The 18,859-nt window shown below is 48.8% G+C and carries 15 protein-coding genes; 4 read left to right on the top strand and 11 right to left on the bottom strand.

What is annotated here, in order from left to right; translation table 11 throughout:
- The first annotated feature begins 40 nt into the window (after positions 1-40).
- The 3 genes from P3C17_RS13850 to P3C17_RS13840 all read left to right on the top strand — a co-directional run bounded on the left by P3C17_RS13850 (position 41) and on the right by P3C17_RS13840 (position 4,661).
- On the top strand, positions 41-2,659 hold the full coding sequence (locus tag P3C17_RS13850) for a glycoside hydrolase family 3 N-terminal domain-containing protein (protein WP_300929992.1): 2,619 nt from the start codon (positions 41-43) through the stop codon (positions 2,657-2,659).
- Positions 2,660-2,736: 77 nt separating this feature from the next.
- On the top strand, positions 2,737-3,822 hold the full coding sequence (locus tag P3C17_RS13845; protein ID WP_300929991.1) for a histidine kinase: 1,086 nt from the start codon (positions 2,737-2,739) through the stop codon (positions 3,820-3,822).
- A 5-nt stretch (positions 3,823-3,827) separates the two neighbouring features.
- On the top strand, positions 3,828-4,661 hold the full coding sequence (locus P3C17_RS13840; RefSeq protein WP_300929990.1) for a response regulator: 834 nt from the start codon (positions 3,828-3,830) through the stop codon (positions 4,659-4,661).
- 330 nt (positions 4,662-4,991) lie between these two features.
- Here the strand turns inward: P3C17_RS13840 and P3C17_RS13835 are convergent, their stop codons facing one another.
- The 6 genes from P3C17_RS13835 to P3C17_RS13810 all read right to left on the bottom strand — a co-directional run bounded on the left by P3C17_RS13835 (position 4,992) and on the right by P3C17_RS13810 (position 11,408).
- Entirely contained in the window at positions 4,992-5,297 is a 306-nt protein-coding gene (locus P3C17_RS13835) for a hypothetical protein (RefSeq protein WP_300929989.1), read from the bottom strand.
- Positions 5,298-5,455: 158 nt separating this feature from the next.
- The gene (locus tag P3C17_RS13830; protein WP_300929988.1) at positions 5,456-5,923 is read right to left on the bottom strand and encodes a hypothetical protein; all 468 of its coding nucleotides are present in this window, start codon (positions 5,921-5,923) and stop codon (positions 5,456-5,458) included.
- A gap of 112 nt (positions 5,924-6,035) precedes the next feature.
- Positions 6,036-6,539 (bottom strand): hypothetical protein, encoded by a 504-nt coding sequence (locus P3C17_RS13825; protein ID WP_300929987.1) that lies wholly within the window; start codon positions 6,537-6,539, stop codon positions 6,036-6,038.
- Positions 6,540-7,057: 518 nt separating this feature from the next.
- Positions 7,058-8,305, bottom strand: a complete 1,248-nt coding sequence (locus P3C17_RS13820) for a HAMP domain-containing sensor histidine kinase (RefSeq protein ID WP_300929986.1) — start codon at positions 8,303-8,305, stop codon at positions 7,058-7,060.
- 2 nt (positions 8,306-8,307) lie between these two features.
- Complete coding sequence (locus P3C17_RS13815) at positions 8,308-8,982, bottom strand: response regulator transcription factor (RefSeq protein ID WP_300930328.1); 675 nt, start codon at positions 8,980-8,982, stop codon at positions 8,308-8,310.
- Between the two features lie 38 nt (positions 8,983-9,020).
- Entirely contained in the window at positions 9,021-11,408 is a 2,388-nt protein-coding gene (locus tag P3C17_RS13810) for a TonB-dependent receptor (RefSeq protein WP_300929985.1), read from the bottom strand.
- A 562-nt stretch (positions 11,409-11,970) separates the two neighbouring features.
- Between P3C17_RS13810 and P3C17_RS13805 the strand changes: the two genes are divergently transcribed.
- Positions 11,971-12,798 carry a MipA/OmpV family protein gene (locus tag P3C17_RS13805; RefSeq protein ID WP_300929984.1) on the top strand — a complete coding sequence of 276 codons (828 nt, stop codon included), beginning with the start codon at positions 11,971-11,973 and terminating at the stop codon, positions 12,796-12,798.
- A 234-nt stretch (positions 12,799-13,032) separates the two neighbouring features.
- Here the strand turns inward: P3C17_RS13805 and P3C17_RS13800 are convergent, their stop codons facing one another.
- The 5 genes from P3C17_RS13800 to P3C17_RS13780 form a co-directional block, all read right to left on the bottom strand.
- Positions 13,033-14,976, bottom strand: a complete 1,944-nt coding sequence (locus tag P3C17_RS13800; RefSeq protein ID WP_300929983.1) for a DUF5060 domain-containing protein — start codon at positions 14,974-14,976, stop codon at positions 13,033-13,035.
- Positions 14,977-15,045: 69 nt separating this feature from the next.
- Positions 15,046-15,390, bottom strand: coding sequence for a hypothetical protein (locus tag P3C17_RS13795; RefSeq protein ID WP_300929982.1), 345 nt, complete (start codon positions 15,388-15,390; stop codon positions 15,046-15,048).
- Positions 15,391-15,395: 5 nt separating this feature from the next.
- Positions 15,396-16,229: a hypothetical protein gene (locus P3C17_RS13790; RefSeq protein ID WP_300929981.1), complete on the bottom strand. Its 834-nt coding sequence runs from the start codon at positions 16,227-16,229 to the stop codon at positions 15,396-15,398.
- Positions 16,230-16,388: 159 nt separating this feature from the next.
- Positions 16,389-17,360 (bottom strand): alpha/beta hydrolase, encoded by a 972-nt coding sequence (locus P3C17_RS13785; RefSeq protein ID WP_300929980.1) that lies wholly within the window; start codon positions 17,358-17,360, stop codon positions 16,389-16,391.
- Between the two features lie 107 nt (positions 17,361-17,467).
- Positions 17,468-18,592 (bottom strand): glycoside hydrolase family 43 protein, encoded by a 1,125-nt coding sequence (locus P3C17_RS13780; RefSeq protein WP_300929979.1) that lies wholly within the window; start codon positions 18,590-18,592, stop codon positions 17,468-17,470.
- Positions 18,593-18,859 lie beyond the last annotated feature (267 nt).

The following is an 18,859-nucleotide window of genomic DNA, read 5'->3' as shown; positions in this document are numbered from 1 at the left end:
TTYGCCATGCCGCTGAGATGACTGCGAAGGAATATTTTTTATGATCAGAACCGGGTTCAACACAACCCCCACTAAAACCATCAACAAAAAGCAAAGCCTCGCGCTGAGCTTGCTGCTTGTGACTGTTGCGGCTCAAGCCGTAGCTGCTGATACCCAAAGCAACGCGAAGGCAGAAATACAACCTCAAAGCACAGCTGTAGAGTGGCCTTATGTCAATACGGGTTTAAAACGTGATCCACAGCTGGAAAAAGCACTGGACCAGATATTGGAGCGGATGACACTGGCGCAAAAAGTTGCGCAGATGATCCAGCCGGAAATCGGTTATTTGTCTTTAGCACAAATGCGCAAGTACGGCTTTGGCTCTTACCTCAATGGCGGTAATACAGCGCCTTATGGTCAAAAACAAGCTTCTGCAGAGGTTTGGTTAAAATACGCTGACGAAATGTATGAGGCCTCTGTCGATGCCAAAGAAGATGGCAGCCGTATTCCAACCATGTGGGGCACAGACGCTATGCACGGCCACAGCAATGTCTATGGCGCCACTTTGTTTCCACACAATATAGGTTTGGGTGCAGCCAATGATCCAGAGCTTATCCACCGTATTGGCGTGGCGACCGCTAAAGAAGTTGCGGTCACTGGTATTGAATGGAGCTTTGCACCTACAGTCGCAGTAGTACGTGACGACCGCTGGGGCCGCACTTATGAAAGTTACTCTGAAGATCCAGCCATAGTCAAAGCTTATGCCGGCCAAATGGTGTCGGGTTTGCAGGGCACTTTGGGCAAAGATTTTCTGCAGGGTTTTGGCCGTATTGCCACAGCCAAGCACTTTGTGGGTGATGGTGGCACTGAAAAAGGCATAGACCGCGGTGATACCCTGGTTGATGAGCAAGGCCTGCGTGATATTCACGCCGCAGGTTATATGACAGCTATTCAGGCTGGTGTGCAGTCGGTGATGGTGTCTTTTAACAGCTGGAATGGTGTGCGCTTGCATGGCCATAAATATCTGCTGACCGACGTACTGAAAAACCAAATGGGGTTTGATGGTTTTGTGGTCACTGACTGGAACGGCCATAAGTTTGTAGAGGGTTGCGATCTGGAACAGTGCGCCGGTGCTATTAATGCTGGTGTTGACGTGCTGATGGTACCTGAGCACTTTGAAGCTTTTTACCACAACACCATTCGTCAGGTGGAGCAGGGTATTATCCCGATGACGCGGATAGACGATGCAGTGCGGCGCTTTTTACGGGCGAAAATTCGCTGGGGCCTGCTGGAACGTGGCAAACCGTCCAGCCGGGTTGAATCTGCGCAAATGGCGGTATTTAACAGTCAGGAGCATAAAGAATTAGCGCGGGAAGCGGTGCGAAAATCTTTAGTGCTGTTAAAAAACAACCAAAAAGTACTGCCGTTATCAGCGAAAAGCCGGGTGCTGGTGGCTGGCGATGGTGCAGATAACATTGCCAAACAAGCAGGTGGCTGGAGCGTGTCCTGGCAGGGTACAGACAACACCAACGCTGATTTCCCCAATGCCACTTCTGTTTATCAGGGCATACGTCAACAAGTTGAAGCTGCCGGCGGCAAAGTAGAGCTGGCGGTAGATGGTAACTACAGTCAAAAACCTGATGTTGCGCTGGTGGTGATAGGTGAAAACCCTTATGCCGAATGGTTTGGCGATATTCAGCAGCTGGAATACCAGCACGGCGATAAGAGCGATTTAGCCTTAATTAAAAAGCTAAAACAGCAGGGTATTCCAGTGGTCACGGTATTTTTAACGGGCCGGCCGCTGTGGACCAATAAAGAACTGAACGCTTCCGACGCTTTTGTTGTGGCCTGGTTACCAGGTTCGGAAGGTCAGGGCGTAGCTGATGTGCTGCTGGCTGATAGTCAGGGCAAAGCGCGTTATGATTTCCAGGGTAAACTGAGTTTTTCCTGGCCACGTTACGATCATCAGTTTGTGCTAAACAAAGGCGATGCCAACTATGACCCGCTGTTTGCTTATGGTTATGGTTTAACTTATACCGGGCACACAGAACTTGGCCCTTTGTCTGAGCAGGTATCAGCAACAGCAGCAAGCAGTTCGGATCAAGGCATTCAGCCGTTGTTTTTACGCAACTTATCTGCAGATATGGCCTGGGTGTTATCGGACAGCAGCGTTGCGCAAAACAAAGAAGCTCTGATTACCACGCCTTATGGTGTCAGTGCTGACGGTAAAAGTTTGGCCATGCAGTCGGTGAACTTGTCCTATCAGGAAGATGGCCGACAGTTACGCTGGAATACAGCAGCCAAAGCATCAGCCAGCTTGCGTTATATCAAACCGGTTGCTGCATCCAAATACAAAACAGCCAAGGCATTGCGTTTTAGCTTGCGCTTTGACCAGCACCTACCAGCAGAACTAAGCCTGGCTGTGCTTTGTGATCAGCAAAGACTTTGTCAGCGTCAGTTGTCACTGACTGAGCCACTTGCGCACTTAAAGCCTGGTGTATGGCATACTGTAGAAGTAGCACTGGATTGTGCTGACGCCTCTGCCGTAAAACGCATTTCAGATGCGTTGGTGTTTAGCTCAAGCGGACAGCATAGTTTGGCGGTGGCAGATATGGTGCTTTCTGCACAAAAAAGTACAGAAGCGGCTCAAGGCACTGTACTGATAGGCTGCGCTAATTAGCCAAGCTGATCACTACTAAAGAACGAACAGTGGTGCTTTTCATAGCAACGCTGTTCGTTTTTTTTAATTGGAATTGAATGGTGTTGCAATCTTTAAGTCGTAATCAACTATTCTGGCTCTGTCAAAGCGGTGGCTGGGCTGTGTATGCTGTACTGACAGCGCTGATGATTAAAATTCCCAGTCAGGAACCCTGGCAGCTAGGGTTGCCTCATCTGCTGCTGGATACTAGCTTTGGCTTTATGCTTACCCTGTTATTGCGGGCCTGGTACCGTAATGTTAGCGCCCAACATACCCGCTCAAAAATTCTCTGGCATTTACTGATGATTTTGCTCAGTTGTCTGGTGTGGACTCAGTGGAAGTGGCAGACCTTGCAGTGGCTGTATGGCCAGATATGGCAATCTATGACCTGGTTCGACTTCGGCACCTGGAACTCTGCTTCTTTAACTATTTTACTCACCTGGACCGCTTTGTATTACGCCTCCAAAGCCACCTTCGAAACCATGGAGCAGCGGCAAAAGGCAGCCGAAGCTATTCATCTGGCCAAAGAGGCCCAGTTAAAAATGCTGCGCTATCAGCTCAATCCGCATTTTATGTTTAACAGCATTAACGCCATTTGCACCTTAATTTTAAAGCAGGAGAATCAGCATGCGGTGTCTATGCTGGAAAAACTCTGCGATTTGCTGCGTTACAGCCTGTACACAGACCCTTTAGCCAAAGTGACAGTGGCAGAGGAAATACTGATCTTACAAACTTACTTCGATGTGGAGCAGTGCCGTTTCAGAAATAAGCTGAATGTATCTATTGTGGCCGACGATGACGTCAAAGGTTTGCTGATGCCCTCTTTGTTATTGCAACCTCTGGCCGAAAACGCGCTGAAACATGGCATGCGTATGTCGCAACAAAGTTATGCCATTACCGTGAGCTTTAGTCAGCAAAATGGCCAGTTGCAGATCCGAATGCTGGACAATGGTAGTGGTTTTGCTGAGCAAGCTGAGACTGGATCTACCGGCCCATCTACTGGTATAGGCCTGCACAATTGTGAAGAGCGTATAGCGCTGATTTACCCTGGTCAAAGTTCTTTTAGTTTTGGCAACAGAGCGGAAGAGGGCGCCTGGATCCAAATTAACATACCTCAAGAACGACCAGGTCTGCCTCAGGGGTGAACAAGATGACGATAGTAAAGACTCTGATCGTAGACGACGAACCCGCAGCCATCGAAGGCCTGCGATTGCGACTGGAAGCCTTCCCGCACATTCAGGTAATAGGTGAAGCCAACAGCGTAGCTGAAGCTATAGCTTTGATTAATACTCAGACGCCCGATCTGATTTTTCTGGATATTGAAATGCCGGAGCAAAGCGGCTTTGAGCTGATCCGGCAACTTCAACCCGAGCATTGTCCGGCCATAGTCTTTGTCACCGCCTTTCATCAACACGCGGTAAAAGCCTTTGAAGTACGAGCCCTTGATTACTTACTAAAACCAGTGAAACTGGAACGTTTAGCTGAAGCTATAGCCAGAGTGAGTGAGTTGACGAGCAACAGAGCCGACAAAGCACAACTGCTTTCTGCTGTTGCCGAAATAACCAAAGATCAGCAGGGGGGCAACGCCGGGAGCAGTAAAGAGCGCAGTGCTGAGGAGAGTGCAGAAGCCGCCGAGCCACAATATTGTATAGAACGGCAAAAACTGGTGATCCAGGACGGACGCAACCCCATTCAGTTGATCTCCTATCAGGACATTATCTGGATTGACGCCGCCGGAGACTATATGTGTGTGCACACCCAGGCTGAGACTTATGTGATGCGGGCCAGGCTAAAAAGCCTGATTGATGAGCGTTTACCTGACGTCTTTGTCCGTATTCATAAATCAACAGTGGTGAATCTGACGTACATCGAAAAACTGCAACCGCTCTGTAACTCGGAATACAACGCCGTCTTGCTAAATCAAAAAGTGCTGAAGGTCAGCCGCACTTACGCCAAAGCCTTGAAGCAGAGGTTGCTGGGGTAGGGATGTCTTAGTTTTTCGAGGCTCAGCTCTAGTTAGCAATTGCTAACATCGAAAGCCGAAGCTGAACTAAGGTGATTGGCTGCAAAAAGAGATTTCCAGTCATTTAGCACTGGAATACGAGAAAACGAATGTCAGATTTGCGTTAGTTGCGAACGTTCGTTTTTTCGATAACTGATAAATACGATCATGCACGTTAATGGCTATTAACGTGCATGATTAATTCACTATGAGTGAATTACGGACATTAAGGTTCGAGCTAACCTGCCCGCGGAGGCAGGCGGCGTCAGGTTGAGCGAGATGTTAGGCCTCGCTTGCTTTTGCTTGAGCACGCTACTCATCTCTAGGTAGCTCTCGAATCTCGACGGTGCCGCCAGCGTCGTAGATCGGGTTTCCGAGCAGAAATGCCTTCGCTTTGACAATATTCTCGGCGCGGACGCGAATAAAGCCGTTGATATCAGTCGCGGATGGCGTCTCCGAATGTCCTTGCCTAAATCTCGTCCCCAATCCGACGGAACTGCCGCCTTCAAAGCCACTGGAGGCTCGAAGTTTTGAGAAGTAGGCTCCCCACTTTTCGTCGTCCTCTGCAATGGTCTTGTTAACGGCATCGTCGAACATCAGAATGATGAAGTCTTTCATGATTTTCTCCGCGAGCAATGGTTGATAGCAGCAGTGCCTGTTTATTTCCGAGTATTCGCGGGGCGCACGAATGGCGACTGTAGGCCTAACTATTAGCGCACGCGCGCGAACCTTGGTGAGCGTCGCTGCGGCCGAAGGCCGTAAAGTGCCGCGCTTTGTTATACATCATTGTTACCCTTATATGATGGCGGTGGTGCCGGCACTTTAGGCAATTTCCTTGGTGGTTTAACCTTCAATAACTCAGATAAACTATATTTTTGAAAGTTTCCGCAAAAGACAATCGCACTCCTGGCTTTGTCTGGTGAGTTGTGACTAATTATCACATTAATGTTGTTTTCGTAGCTTGGATTTATAGCAAAGTATGCGATGTAATAATCGCCCTCATATTCGAGTGATTTACGGAAATCTAAACTGATATTAAATGATGCGGCGAGCTGTATTTCTGCATCACTAAAAAACATATCTCCAGACTTTACAGGAATAAAAAGCTCATAGCGCCTGAGCTTATCCCCTTCATCTTGCATTTCACTGACGACTGCAAATGACGGTATATTTTTGGAGCCCAAATCACATGAATAAACATATGAACAGAAAAAATATATGCATAGAAACAATGTTAGCTTCATAGATTAGCTCACCGTATAACGCTTTGCTAATTGGCTGCCGCAGCGCAGCTTAGGCAGTCCAGTGGAGGCCATGTGGCCGGAACGAAATTAAGCAACTTGTTAGGTGCCATAGTCAACAATTTAAGGGGTGTAAAAATAACCCACTTGTTTTTTCAAAACGCATTTTCGGTAACGTTATCTCTTGGCCATTTACTATAACTCTTATACTTTCAACTTCTATTTGCTCTACTGAATCTGTCGGTAAATTAACCGACTGAAAATAGCTCTCAGCCTCCTTTTTTGTATCGTTTTTTAAAAGAGTGCCAAGTGGATAGCTTGCAGTCTTAAAGTCATCACCATAACTTACTATTTTCTCGAATGAGTCGAACGATAACTCAGTTTTTCCAAGCTCGGTTTTAACTGTAATTACTTGCGTCGGCCAAATTACGGACGAACCTGTCGAAATTTCGAATGTTGCACCAAAGCTCAGTGGCGCGCCGAATTTACGAACAGAGAAAATGGCTCTTACACCGTCCCAATCAAATGCTAGTTTGTTGTCTGCACCAACCTTCCCTCTGCATGAATCTTTTTGAACGCTTCCTCCATTAGCTGATGGGAAATAGTATTCTTCTTTCATTACGATGCACGACTGAAGCATCAGCGCCATGAAAATGTAAATTATATGTTTAATAGCGTACTCCTTGACACCTAACAATCCGTTTTCAAAGGCAGCTTGCCCGCAAGTCGAACATTTTTAAGCCTTCTTTCTTTCCTGAATTTAATTCATACTAAACTAATGCTGATGTACCTCTATTTCAACAGATTTTTCTGACATCAGTAAATTTGCGTCTGGCAAAATTTATACATCCAGTACGCTAGTTGTTCTTGAATTTACTCAAGGTGGACACTTGGGAATTTATCCAGCGGTTTGTTCTAGCAAAAGAAGTGATGATCATGCATTTACCACAACGCCCAATTTCCGCTTCTGGCACAAAACTAAGTATCTTAGGATGCATTCTAATAATTATTAACGTGCATTGTTGAATTCGGTCGCAAGATCCGCTCACACCGAAGGCTGTTAGCTCAGCTTTTAAGCGCCTAAGTTCAGCTGCAGTTATTCCCGAATAATTAGCGCATTACAGCGCTCTGCCATCGTCACCATGACAGACGGGCGACTATTCGTTTTTCATCAGCGAGCAGCGAAAAAGACCAGCCATTGCGCTCACATAGCCGTTGCACTATACCCAGCCCCAGGCCGTATCCGTGAGACGACTCGGTTGGTGTATATAGTCCTTCAGCGTGGCGGTGCAGTTGATTGGTAATCAGTAGCTCGTGCTCTTTGATGAGAATCGAGATCGGCCCTTGTCCGGTGTAGGTATGCTCGAACGCATTTCGCACCAGATTATTGACGGCTATAGAAAAAGCCTGTTGATGACCGCAGACGCAAGGGTTTTCGTGATGGTCGATTTCAACATCGACGAACTTGCAGCTCAGCAAGTGGCGCTGCAGATCCACCGCCTGCCTGACCAGCGGCGTCACGAAAAATTGCTCTTCGTATAAACCGTCATCCTTTTCGCGAGCGAGGCACAGGAACATTTCAATAGTGCTTTTCATGTCGAGTGTCGCTCGCCGTACTCGATCGAGTGCCTTCACATCGGCCTCTGCCAGATCACTCTGTTCCAGCAGCTCAAGCGCGCCGGTGATTACAGTAATTGGAGTGCGTAACTCATGGCTGGCTGAACTGGTAAAGTCTCGCTCCCTTGTCACAAAGGCGCTGATGCGCTCAAGCGTTTTCTCAATAGCTCCAGCGAGCACGCCAACCTCGTCATCACCAAAGCGGCCAGACTCTATACGTTTGTAATCTTCGGCCGATAGGTGCTCAAGGTCGATGTCCGCAACAGCTTTGGCCAGTTGCGCCACAGGGGCTACAGCTCTGCGCATTACCACAACGCCCAACCCAAAACCAAGAACACCCAATGTTCCCACCACACCAGTGATCACCAGCAGCAACCACCAATCTTCAGAGGATGCAGCCTCAATACCAGCAACGTCGAAAACCACAAAGGCATTTGGCTGTTCGTTGCTGGTAGGCTGCTTTTCATTGGTGATAGAGAGCACCGCAACATGTAACTCTTCGGCTTCGAATTCGTATATTCCTGGCGCGGGATTAGTCTGCGCCCATTCCCTCAATGGTTCCGGCAAGCTGGCCACTTTGTCGTAGCCGCGAAGGTTCATCGTCAGAGAGGGATAGCTTTTGGCGGCAACCTCCAGCTGTTGCGTCAGCACCCGGTCTTCGCTCAACCTGATCGCAGCCAAGAAAGCGAATCCCCAGGCCACACTGAGTACAGCAACACAGATAGCAAATGCAAAGGCAACACGCTGGCGTAAACTGCGACGGTACATTGCTAAGCATCCTCGGCAATTCGGTAGCCTACGCGATGTACAGTATGAATGAGCGGGCTATCAAAGGGCCTGTCGATAGCTTGCCGCAGCTTGTACATGTGCGATCGAAGCGCATCCCCATCGGGATGCTCGTCAGCCCACAACAAGGTTTCAAGAGCATCGCGATCTACAACAGCCGGCGCCTCTTCCATCAATCGTTGCAGCAGTTTCATACCTGTAGGATTGAGATCGACGCGCCTCCCGGCGCGATGAACTTGCAGTGTGGATCTGTTCAACGTTAGCTCACCCACAGTGAGCAGGTTGTCGGTTTTGCCGTGACTACGCTTGTAAAGCGCTTGCAGTCGCGCATGCAGCTCTTGTAATGCAAATGGCTTAACCAAATAGTCATCGGCTCCCGCCGCAAACCCCTTCAGTTTATCGTCAAGCGTGTCTCTCGCCGTGAGCATAATCACGGGTTTATCTATGTTGGCATCAGTGCGTAGCTTTTTGCAGAAACTCAGGCCATCCATTCCTGGCAGCATCAGGTCCAGTACAATCACGTCGAACGGGTTCGTCAACGCCAGGTGCATCGCGCTTATACCGTCATAGGCAAAATCCAGAATATAGCTATGGTTTTCGAGATAGGCGGCAATGTTTGCACAAATGTCGCGGTTATCTTCGACAATCAACACTCTAATCGGCGTTTCGCCAAGTTTGCGTATCATCTGCTTCCCCTTTACCAAGCGTAATCCAGTCGAAGGCCAATCAGTGGTTCGGCTTCGCTATCGTCTTTCACTTCGACGCCCCGGCGGTAGTCAAACTCGGTGTCGTCGCTTGACGACGCAGACGTGACGTTGATCACATCGAGAAAGGCGGTTACATCTATCGGGCCAAATGCGCGTCTATAGTCAACGCGAAGGTTTAGCAAGCCTGAACCACTTTTACGACCGACATTAGGCTCCGTGATCTCTTTCGAGTAGCGCAGAGGTTGTCCTGCTCCCAACACGTCTGAGTGAATAATAAAGTTTTGGTCCGGCCTGCCGGAAAGATATTTGTAGCGCCCGGCCACCTTCCAGCGGTCACTGATTTCCCAGGTCAGGCCGAGGGTTGCAACATGCTCGCGGCTGAAGTCGGCAGCTACCTTACCGCGGCCATCTTTGTTGTCGACTACTGCATCGTTATAAGAATAGGTTGCGGTAGTGTAAAGTCCTTCACGAATTGTACCCATGACGACAATATCGATGCCGTACGATGTGCCGTCACCCATGTTGGCAAAGGTACCACTTGTCCTATCCAGGTCTACCACCAGGTCATCGAGGTTTTGGTAATAGGCCTCAGTTAACACCGACCAATTGGTGTTCGGGAAGTACTTGAAACCTATACTAGTATGGGTGATTTTTTCGTTTTTAAGGTCGTTTGACCCGTTCGCGGCCAGTTCTAAATACCGTGGCGACTGATGAAAAAGTCCTGCGGTCGCAAAATATCTGACCTTACCCGCAGGCTGCCAGTTAAGGCTGAACCTGGGCGACACGAGGCTTTCGTCGGCAAAGCCGTCCCGCTCGAGCCGTAAGCCAGTGCCAAAATCCCAATCACCGAGTTCAAAAACCTGATCGACGTAGCCAGCATAGCTGGTTTCTTTCTGACGTAGTGAAGAATTGATGTTCTGAGGCGTCAGCACAATAAAACGCTGTTCGGGGTTTGGTCTGAAATCATCGCTATCGTAAATAAATCGGTTCCAGTCACCATCTAACACCGTGTTGTAGTTCAGTTCAATTTGCGTTACCTGGCTACCTGCACTAAACCGCCCCCACTGATTTATGGTCTCAAAATCACTTCGCCAGCCAGTCTCTGTTTCAGCTTCACCTATGGTAATAATGTTCTCCCGCACCGGAAAATCAGAGGCGGGCGATCCTGCTGGTACGAGATCAGGAAAGGCTTCGCCCTCTGAGCTTATCTTGTCGCTTTTGCGGTAGTAAAGCTTATTGGTCCAAACAGCTTCTTCACCGATCAATGATCGCAACGTCAGACCATACAAATCGCTATCTTGCTTGAAGTCCAGCAGCGCAGCATCTTCGAAATTGGGTGACGCAAAAACATGAGTCACATCGCGAATATAATCTTCGTGGGTATCCATCAGTAGAATTTCAAAGCTGTGATTCTGATTGATGGGGATGACCGACTTGAGGATGATATCTCTTAATACAGGCTCGCCAATATCCAGTTCTTCAATAGTTTCAAACAAAGCGCCGAAATCAAGTCGCCGGGCAGAAAACAGCATAGTAGAGTCATCCGTGATACCGGTCGGGCCGTCATAACCCACTTCATAGCCCGCAAGGTCGTAGCGAAAACTTGCTGACGGGCTTGGATTGCCATCGGCGACGTCTAATTTGAGCAGCGATGCTGCACGGCCACCATAAGCCGGACCCCAGCCACCGGGCGAGAACTCTGCGCCACTGATCACGTTCGGTGCAAAAATCGAGAAACGGCCACCGCCGCCTACATCTTCCTCTTCCCCCAGTGTTGCATCAAAATGAACTGCTTTATCAAAGGGAAAGTCATCAACGAATATCAAGTTATCTCTTGGACCTCGGCCACGTACGCTAAAGCTGGCGAATTCACTGGCGGATGCCAGACCTGGTAATCCGTCCAACGACAGCAGCGGATCTGCGCCACCACCCACTGAGCTCAGCAAGGCTTCTCTGTCGAGAAAGGTGCTGGAGCTTGAGGCAAATGCATCAGATCGTCGTGCCCGAACCTCCACTACCTCAATCTCCTCTTCTCTAAGTAGTTTGAATTCAATCTGTATATTTTTGCGCGTCACCACCCGCACGCTTGGCTCATACAATAAAGCGAAGCCACTTTTGGCCAGGTTCACCGAGTAAAGACCTGGGTCGAGCTGCTCAACGACAATGCGACCTTGTTCGTCGGTTTCTAAAGTTTGTGTGGAAGAGGTTTCCCGTTTCTTGATGGTGATTTGCACGCTTGAGAGTGGTCGTTCAGTATTTTGATCTTTGACTATCACAGTCAGCGCTCCGGGCGCCTCTGCTGCATGGCTAAAAAGTGGCAAGCCAAGCAGCAGCACCCACAGAGTCAACCATGATACTTGTCTGTATTGCCTGCTCATAATGTCATCCCTCTAAGAGTTAACCAGGTTACCTTTTTAAAGTGCGTACTCATCTTACTAACCTCCAAAAATCGACCGTATTTATTTGAAGAAAGGCTTGGAGACTAGCAGAGCTAATGTGACTAAAAAGTCGTCGAACTATGAAAGTTACGTCAGACTCAAGTTGCCTGCAGCCTTATCAACTCGCGGAAAATACCGGTAACAGCTTGTTTAACGCGGAGGAAAGATGACTAGGACTTCATATCTGCACAACATATGAAGTTGCCTATGGGTAGGCAAAAATTGCATAGATGGTAAATGACAGGATGTGCGGAACTTAAGGAAAAAAGTAAGCGGAAATCCAGTCTGTTGCTCTGTTTATAAAAAGGTTTCAACAGCGCAGTAGCGAGCACGCCATGCTGAAGATGGCTATGCCGCTTATGGTTTAGACAAAGAGCGACAGCCTGTAGGGATATAAAATGCGGTGCACTGTGATCGCTTTATTAGGATCTCACTTATAACTCAGTGCGATCAGTGTACAGGGGCTGCCAGCCGTCTCACTTAAGTCGGAAATAGGATTTATATGAAAAAACTTAACTACTTATTGTTCATCATTTTCATCCATAGCTTTCTCTTTCCAGCAGCACTGGCGCAGGAAACTGCAAAAGCGCTGGTCCCTTTGCCGTCGGTTGACGACTTCTCAAGAGGCGAGGATGGCTGGAGCTTAGGACTTGGCTTAGGTGTTGAATATGAAACAGCCTACGAAGGGTCAGACGAATTTGGGTTAGAGATCCAACCCGCTGGAGCATTGCAATGGCGTAGTGGTGACGATGTTTTCTTTTTTGCCGGTGAAGCTCTCGGCTGGCGTGGTGTTCGTGCTAACACTTGGTTGCTCGAGGCACTCGTAGGCTTCGATGAGGGACGTAAAGAAAGTGATTCCGACGACGGTAGGTTGTTTGGGCTCGGTGAGCAAGATGAGGGCGCTGAACTGGTGCTGCAAGCGCGTCGCGCTTTCGATTCCGATTGGCGCTATTGGCTGGTTGGCCGTGTCGTGACAGGTGGTGATGGAAACCTTGGTTTATTTGGAGTAGGGCGCCGCTTCGGCGACCAAATCGACGGCACAGGTTCTGAACTTAACTTTGTTGTGGTTGTTCACGACAGCGAATACGCCAACAAAGGTTTCGGCATAGACTCAGCCCAAGCGACTCTATCCGGTTTAAATGAAACCAGGCTGAGTGGTGGATTACGCTCAATAGGAATAGATTACAACTTACGCCATTACGTCCATCAGAATTGGCAGATTTATGGCGAAGCACTTTTTGAGTACTTTAGTAGTGAGGTTCGGGATAGCCCAATAGCTCGCAGTAACTATGAGGCTGAAATAGGCATCGGCTTTATTTACCTCTTTTAGGATCTGTGCGTTTGAAGCCAGCTCGAGCCACAACTTGGTTCTGCCAATTATGATGTGGTCGGTAAAGATATCGGCAGCTCCCGTATAGGTAAAAGCCGTAAAACGATCGTCAGTATCCATGGCGACATTGAGATTGAAACTCTGAGTGAGCCATAGGCTTACTCAGAGCCACTGCCGATAAAACGCACGCCCAGCAGCGGCGCCTTTAAGCGCTGGCTGGTGCTGTGCATCCGTTTAACGCGTGATTTTTGCTGCCCAATCGCGGCTGGCGATTTGTTCATTGTACGGAAAGTTCGGCATGGCTAAGGTGCCTTCACTATCCGCAGTCATCGAAACCGATTTTTGCCATTGACCATTGATTGGATCAAACCATTTCAGGGTATAGGTTTTACCTGGAGTGAAGCCTTTTAACTTTGGCAGGACAGCTTTATTTTCAAAATAAAGCAGCGCGAAATCTTTTTCCGCTGTGCGCATCATATAAGACCAACCATCGAGCCCATCCTCTGGGCTGCCCGGCGCTTTGCGCACAGACATCTGATCTGACGCTAACAATAAATCCTGATAGCGGCGGCCTTCCGACAGCACAAAGGCCTGCAGATGCTGCATGTAGGTGGCGGATTGGTAATTCAATGCATCCCAGATATGCGGCCTCGCACCTGCGGGTTCTCCTGTCGAGGTCAGGTCATAGGCAGCTGTGCCGTGAACATGACCAGACAAGCCGCCCGAAAGCACAGAGCCATACATTTGTGCGCGTGCAAAATAATTATCCCGTGCAGAATTTGACGGCGGTTCTTCGCCTGCGGGTTTGTTGATCTCGTGCAGCCAGCCGGTGTAATAGGGCTCGAAATTAATAGTTGGATAGGCTGGCGTCAGTTTGAATTGGGTTTCTAATGCGGAACTTACGCGATGATCGCGCGGTTTGTTGCCCACGCTGTGCATGTTAAGCCAGGGCACTTGCTCAGCATGACCAAAGGCTTCATAGGTAGAGCGATCAATAAGCACAGTCACAGGTTGGCTAAAGGGCGGTGGGCCATATTTTTTTAAGTGATAGGTCAGGGCTTCATTAAATTGTGCAGCACTCAGGCTGAAATCTTGTGGGATCCAATCTAAATGAATACCGCTAAAGACGATATTGGTGGCACCATAACGCGCAATTAAATACTGAGTGTAACGGGCAAAAGTTTCATTGAAATCAAAATAGGCATGCCATGAAGGTCCCACATCGCGCCGCACAGTTTCCAGCAGCGGCACAAAGCCCTGTTGCGACAAATAATCCATTTTGCGATCGAGGCTTTTGAAATAGGCCGGGTTGATGCGGGTAAAATCTGACACATCTTTATGCTCGGCAGACATGGCGAATGGCAAGTGGCCGTATTCATCGCGCATACTTTTTGCGGTGAATGAACCCCAATAACTGACGCCGCCCGATGCATCAGTACCTGTTCCGCTCGCAACGTCGTAACCAAATTTTTCCCACGCATTTCGCAAGTAAATGCCATTTTCATCTGCATGGGTACTGGGGTTTAAATCGGCATCCCAATTGGGAAAAGCGGCGATCATACTGACAGAGTTAAAGCCCTGCTTCTTGCGAAAAGCCACTGCATCTTCAAAACCAATGCCTGGGCCTGGTTGGTAATTATCTGAGGTGGGCGCATTACGAAACGGCAAGCGCCAGGTTGTGCCTGCCAGCCAAGTGTCACCTACCATAAAGAAGGGCGTGCCATCGGCATATTCAAGGGCGCGGCCATTTTGTGAGACACGGACAAAACCTTGCCGGTTAGGGTTCTGCTTTTTTTCAGCAGCAGACCATTCAATGGCCGTGAAGGAACCTGTGTGACCATTCAAACCAGGATCATCAGGATGGTTGGATGCACTTTGCCATGTCCATTCGCCCGACTTGGTGGCCACCACACGCACGACAAAGCGCTTGTCGCCATCCCAGAACCCATAGACGCGTTTATCAAAGCCTGGCCCTTTTAGTTGAACCCACATATCTACATCGGTGTAATAATTTTGGTACGACTTTTCTGCATGCAGCACAATCTCTTGCATCTGCCAGGTATAGATTTGATTTTGCTGCGCGTTTTGAGTTGATGGCGCGACACAACTGATAAGGCCCATTGCAGCGCCTAGCAGGAGCAACCAAAGTATGGAGAGCTGTTTAAAAGATGGATTCATTCTTCACCTCTTGATAAATAAGGTTTTGCAGTATGCTGGCAGATACAAGTGTGAGCTCGCATTGACGGGTTACTGAGCAGCAGTGCTGAAATGTAATCTGGGGGCTTGGCTGCCATCGCCGTGCTCAGAGTCGTAGAACGACACTTCAAGCGCACCTAGAGGTTGCAGCAAAATTCCACGCGTGGTGCCATCGAGTAGGCGTTGCAATACCGGGCGGGGAATAGTCACCAGGGTTTTACCTTGAGCTTGAGCAACCTCTGTATCAAAAATCATTTGGCCGTTGATGGTCGATTGCAGATCTTTTCCCTGGGTAAAGTTTGCGAAGGTGACGGTCTGTTGTTGCCAGTTTGCATCGCCGCCGAAAATTTCAAACAGCCGCACCTTATCGAACTCGATACCAAAATCTTCACCCAAAGCGCCTACGTAGTCGCCACCTTTTGCACCGACTGCGTGGTTAGCTCCAATACACCCGCAGCATTGGCTTTTTGGCCACGAAAGCTTTGTAAGTCCCAGCGCAGCAAAGGGTATTGCCCCGCGCTCACAGTGAAAACCCGGGCATTGTCGGATGTCCAGTTATTGAAATTCACTAAAGGGAATGCCGAGTTAATGCTTGCATCCTGTTTTACCTTCAGATGCTGTGTGAAGCTTTCAAGTGCAGGGATAGGAGGATGATAAACAAGAGGTTCGCCTAGATCGGGTTTTGCATTTTTCACTTGAACCACTTCAGCGCGAAAATAATCCACATCTAAGTAGTATTGGTCTGGGCCCCAATCGGTCACTCCAAGTTGGATATTCACTTGATCACCAGGAGCAGCATCCAGGTTGCGCGTCGTCATACTGATCACTTGCCACTCAGACGTTTGCCCCAGATCATACTCACGTAAGTGCTCGTGATAATCCGTGGTGCGCTGTGTATTGATCATAAAATTAACCCGGCGCGGCGAATGGCTGGGGCGTACGCGAGCTTCTACGCGTAATTCGTAATCTGGGCTTTTCAGCTTTTCCATATCCAGGGACTTGGCAATATCGCGTTTGATAATGGTCCAATAAATATTGTGTTGATCTTTCGTTGCATCGATGTGCATACGAGCAAAACCATCCATGGGTAAAAGTTTCAACTGCGCATTGCCATCACCGGTCAAGGTTTGCCAGCCCGCTACTGATTTAGTCGTAAAGTCGTCAATAAAATCGGCGTGAGAAAGAGGGGTGAAAATGAATAGCCCGCCTAAAACTGTGGTTTTTATAGTTCCCATGATGAATGTCTCTTGATTGGTTGATTTACAGCGGCCCCATATGACGCGGATTTATTGAGGAGCCTGGCAGAGCATCTGAAAACGGGCGCCCAAAAGGGACGCCCTTAGAGTAACGACTTCGTGAATCCACAAGAGGCGGCCAGATTAGTCGTCTGGCTTTTAGGCTTTAGGCTTCATCATGCCGTGCATCTTTAGCCAGCTACTAAAAGCATTGAACCAGCCTGTGCTTGTAGTGTCTTTGGGGTACATGCCAAAGCCGTGACCGCCTTGCTCATAAAAGTGAAACTCAACCGGCTTCTTGGCGAGATGCCAGCTTTTGATCAAACCAAAGTCACCATTGGCGAAAAAAGGATCGTCTGCGGCGAGTGCAACAAATAGCGGCGGCGCATCGGCTGGCACTGTGACTTCAGCCAAGGGACCGTAGATATTGGCAATAAAGGCTGGCTTAGCGTCTTTACCTGACTCTTTACCTACCAGCGTTGTTGCCATAGTCAGCATGGCACCGGCTGAAAAACCTATCATGCCAATACGGTCCGGATCGATTTTCCATTCGGTGGCGCGTTTGCGAATAAGTGCAAAGGCTGCGCTTGAGTCTTCAAGCTGCGGTGCCAGGCGAGTCGCCATTTCGGCCGGATCAGGGCGGGGCGGGCGACGGGCAGTACCAGAAAACATCTGCGCCATTTCTTGTTGAAAGGCCGCCATATCGGCTGGTGTTTGGTTTAATCTGTATTTCAGCACAAAGGCGGCAATGCCTTGCTTCGCCAAAGCGCGTGCTACATCCCAGCCTTCGTTGTCCATCGACAAGGTGCGAAAACCGCCACCAGGCGCAACTATTACAGCAGCACCGCTGGCTATATTTGCATCGGGCAGAAAAGGTGTCAGGGTAGCGACAGTGACGTTACGCGCAAATCTGCTGCCATACTGCGAATGCCATGATTCTTGCGCTTTAGCATCCGGCAGTGGGCCTGTGCCAAGTTCTATCGCATTGCTTTGATCGGGTGCTGCTATTGGCGTCATCACATCGTTGGCCTGCGCCACCGTTTGTGCCGTCCATAAACATGCGGCCAGCAACAGGCTCTGCCTGAACAGGTTAAAGTGTGAGGAGCTGCGATTTATAAAGTTGGTTTTCATCTCATTCCTTTCCTTGTTGTGTCTTTTGAATAAACAGATGGTTCTGGCTATTTCTTTGAAGTCCGGGCGATCTCTTAGACGTCCGGGCTATCTCTTAGACGTTCGCACTATTTTTTGGACGTTCTCACTATGGGTTTAATAGTGCCGTCTTTATTGAAATAGACTCTGTCGAGGCTAACTGAACGGCGGTAATTACCTCCTCCCGGCAGGTCAGCGCTGTGATAGGCGAGATAGGTGTTGCCTTTAAAATCAAACATCGCCGGGTGGATGGTGGTGGTGTTAGGCAGAGGTTCCATAATGATGCCCTGGTACTTCCAGGGGCCTGTGGCGGATGAGCTGGTGGCATAAGCCAGGCTCTCCGGAAAACCCGCCGCATAGACCAAATAATAGATGCCGTTGTGCTTGGACAGGTAAGGGCCTTCCTCGAAATTAGGCAAAGTATCGACAGCATGGATTTTCACCTTGCTGGTATCGCGGTTTTGCATCTTGCCTTGGGCATCCAGGCTGTAGCTTTCGCCTTTCAAATGCACTAAATCGGCTTCAAGCTCAACCCACCACAACTGCTGATTGCCCCAATACAGGTAGGCTTTGCCATCGTCATCAATAAAGACGGCTGGGTCTATATTGCGCCAGGTGTGATCTTTGTCCTTTGCGGTATCTTCCAGCAAAATCATTGGCATACCGCGTGCGTCTTTAAATGGGCCTTCAGGGCTATCTGATACGGCCACGCCAATAGAAAAACCAAATTTTCCTTCGGTTTGGCCACCTTCCACTGCGGCATAAAAATAATATTTGGACTTGCCTGACTGATCTTTACGGTGGATCACGTGGTGGGCGTAAGCGTTGCCAGTTTTTTGGTCTCCTCTGGCCCAGATAAAGTCAGAGTAACGAAAGACTGCGCCTTTGTTTTGCCAGGTCACTAAGTCTTTACTGGTCCAAAGCCGGTAGTCGTACATCCGATAATCTTTGCCATCCGGCAACGCCTCATCGTGCGTGCTGTACAAATATAAAGTGTCATCAAGTACCAAAGCGGCCGGATCTGCAGTGTAGATCAGTTCGCCCACTTTATTGGTTGGGTCTTTGGTATCGTATTTAATAATAGGGTTGTCGAAGCGGGAGGGCGCTGTCTCTGCCCGTGCCGTGCCGCAGGCCAGGATCCCTGAAAAAGATAAAGCCAGGCACAGCTGCGCTAAGGGTTTTCTATTTGTAATGAAGGTTTTAACGGTAAACATTGAAGCGTATCCTTAAGCCACAATAATGGGATAAGGCACAGTGTGTATAAATTTTCGACATAACGGAACGTCAAAGCTGTTACGAATCCGTTTAATAGCTTTACCTTATTTGATCAATAGCTGGGTTTGAAAAATAGTCGCGTTGGGCGTTTCTGGGGGATTTCTGCAGCTGACTTGCAGCGTAAAAACGGGCGCCCATATGGGACGCCTCTGAACTACATAACTGCAGCAAAATACAACTTTAAGCTTTGGCTTTTTTCGCAGTTC

The sequence above is a fragment of the Rheinheimera sp. 1928-s genome (genome assembly GCF_029269265.1).
Classification (GTDB): domain Bacteria; phylum Pseudomonadota; class Gammaproteobacteria; order Enterobacterales; family Alteromonadaceae; genus Pararheinheimera.
Note: the sequence above shows the minus strand (reverse complement) of the source record. Positions and strands in the feature narration are given on the sequence as shown.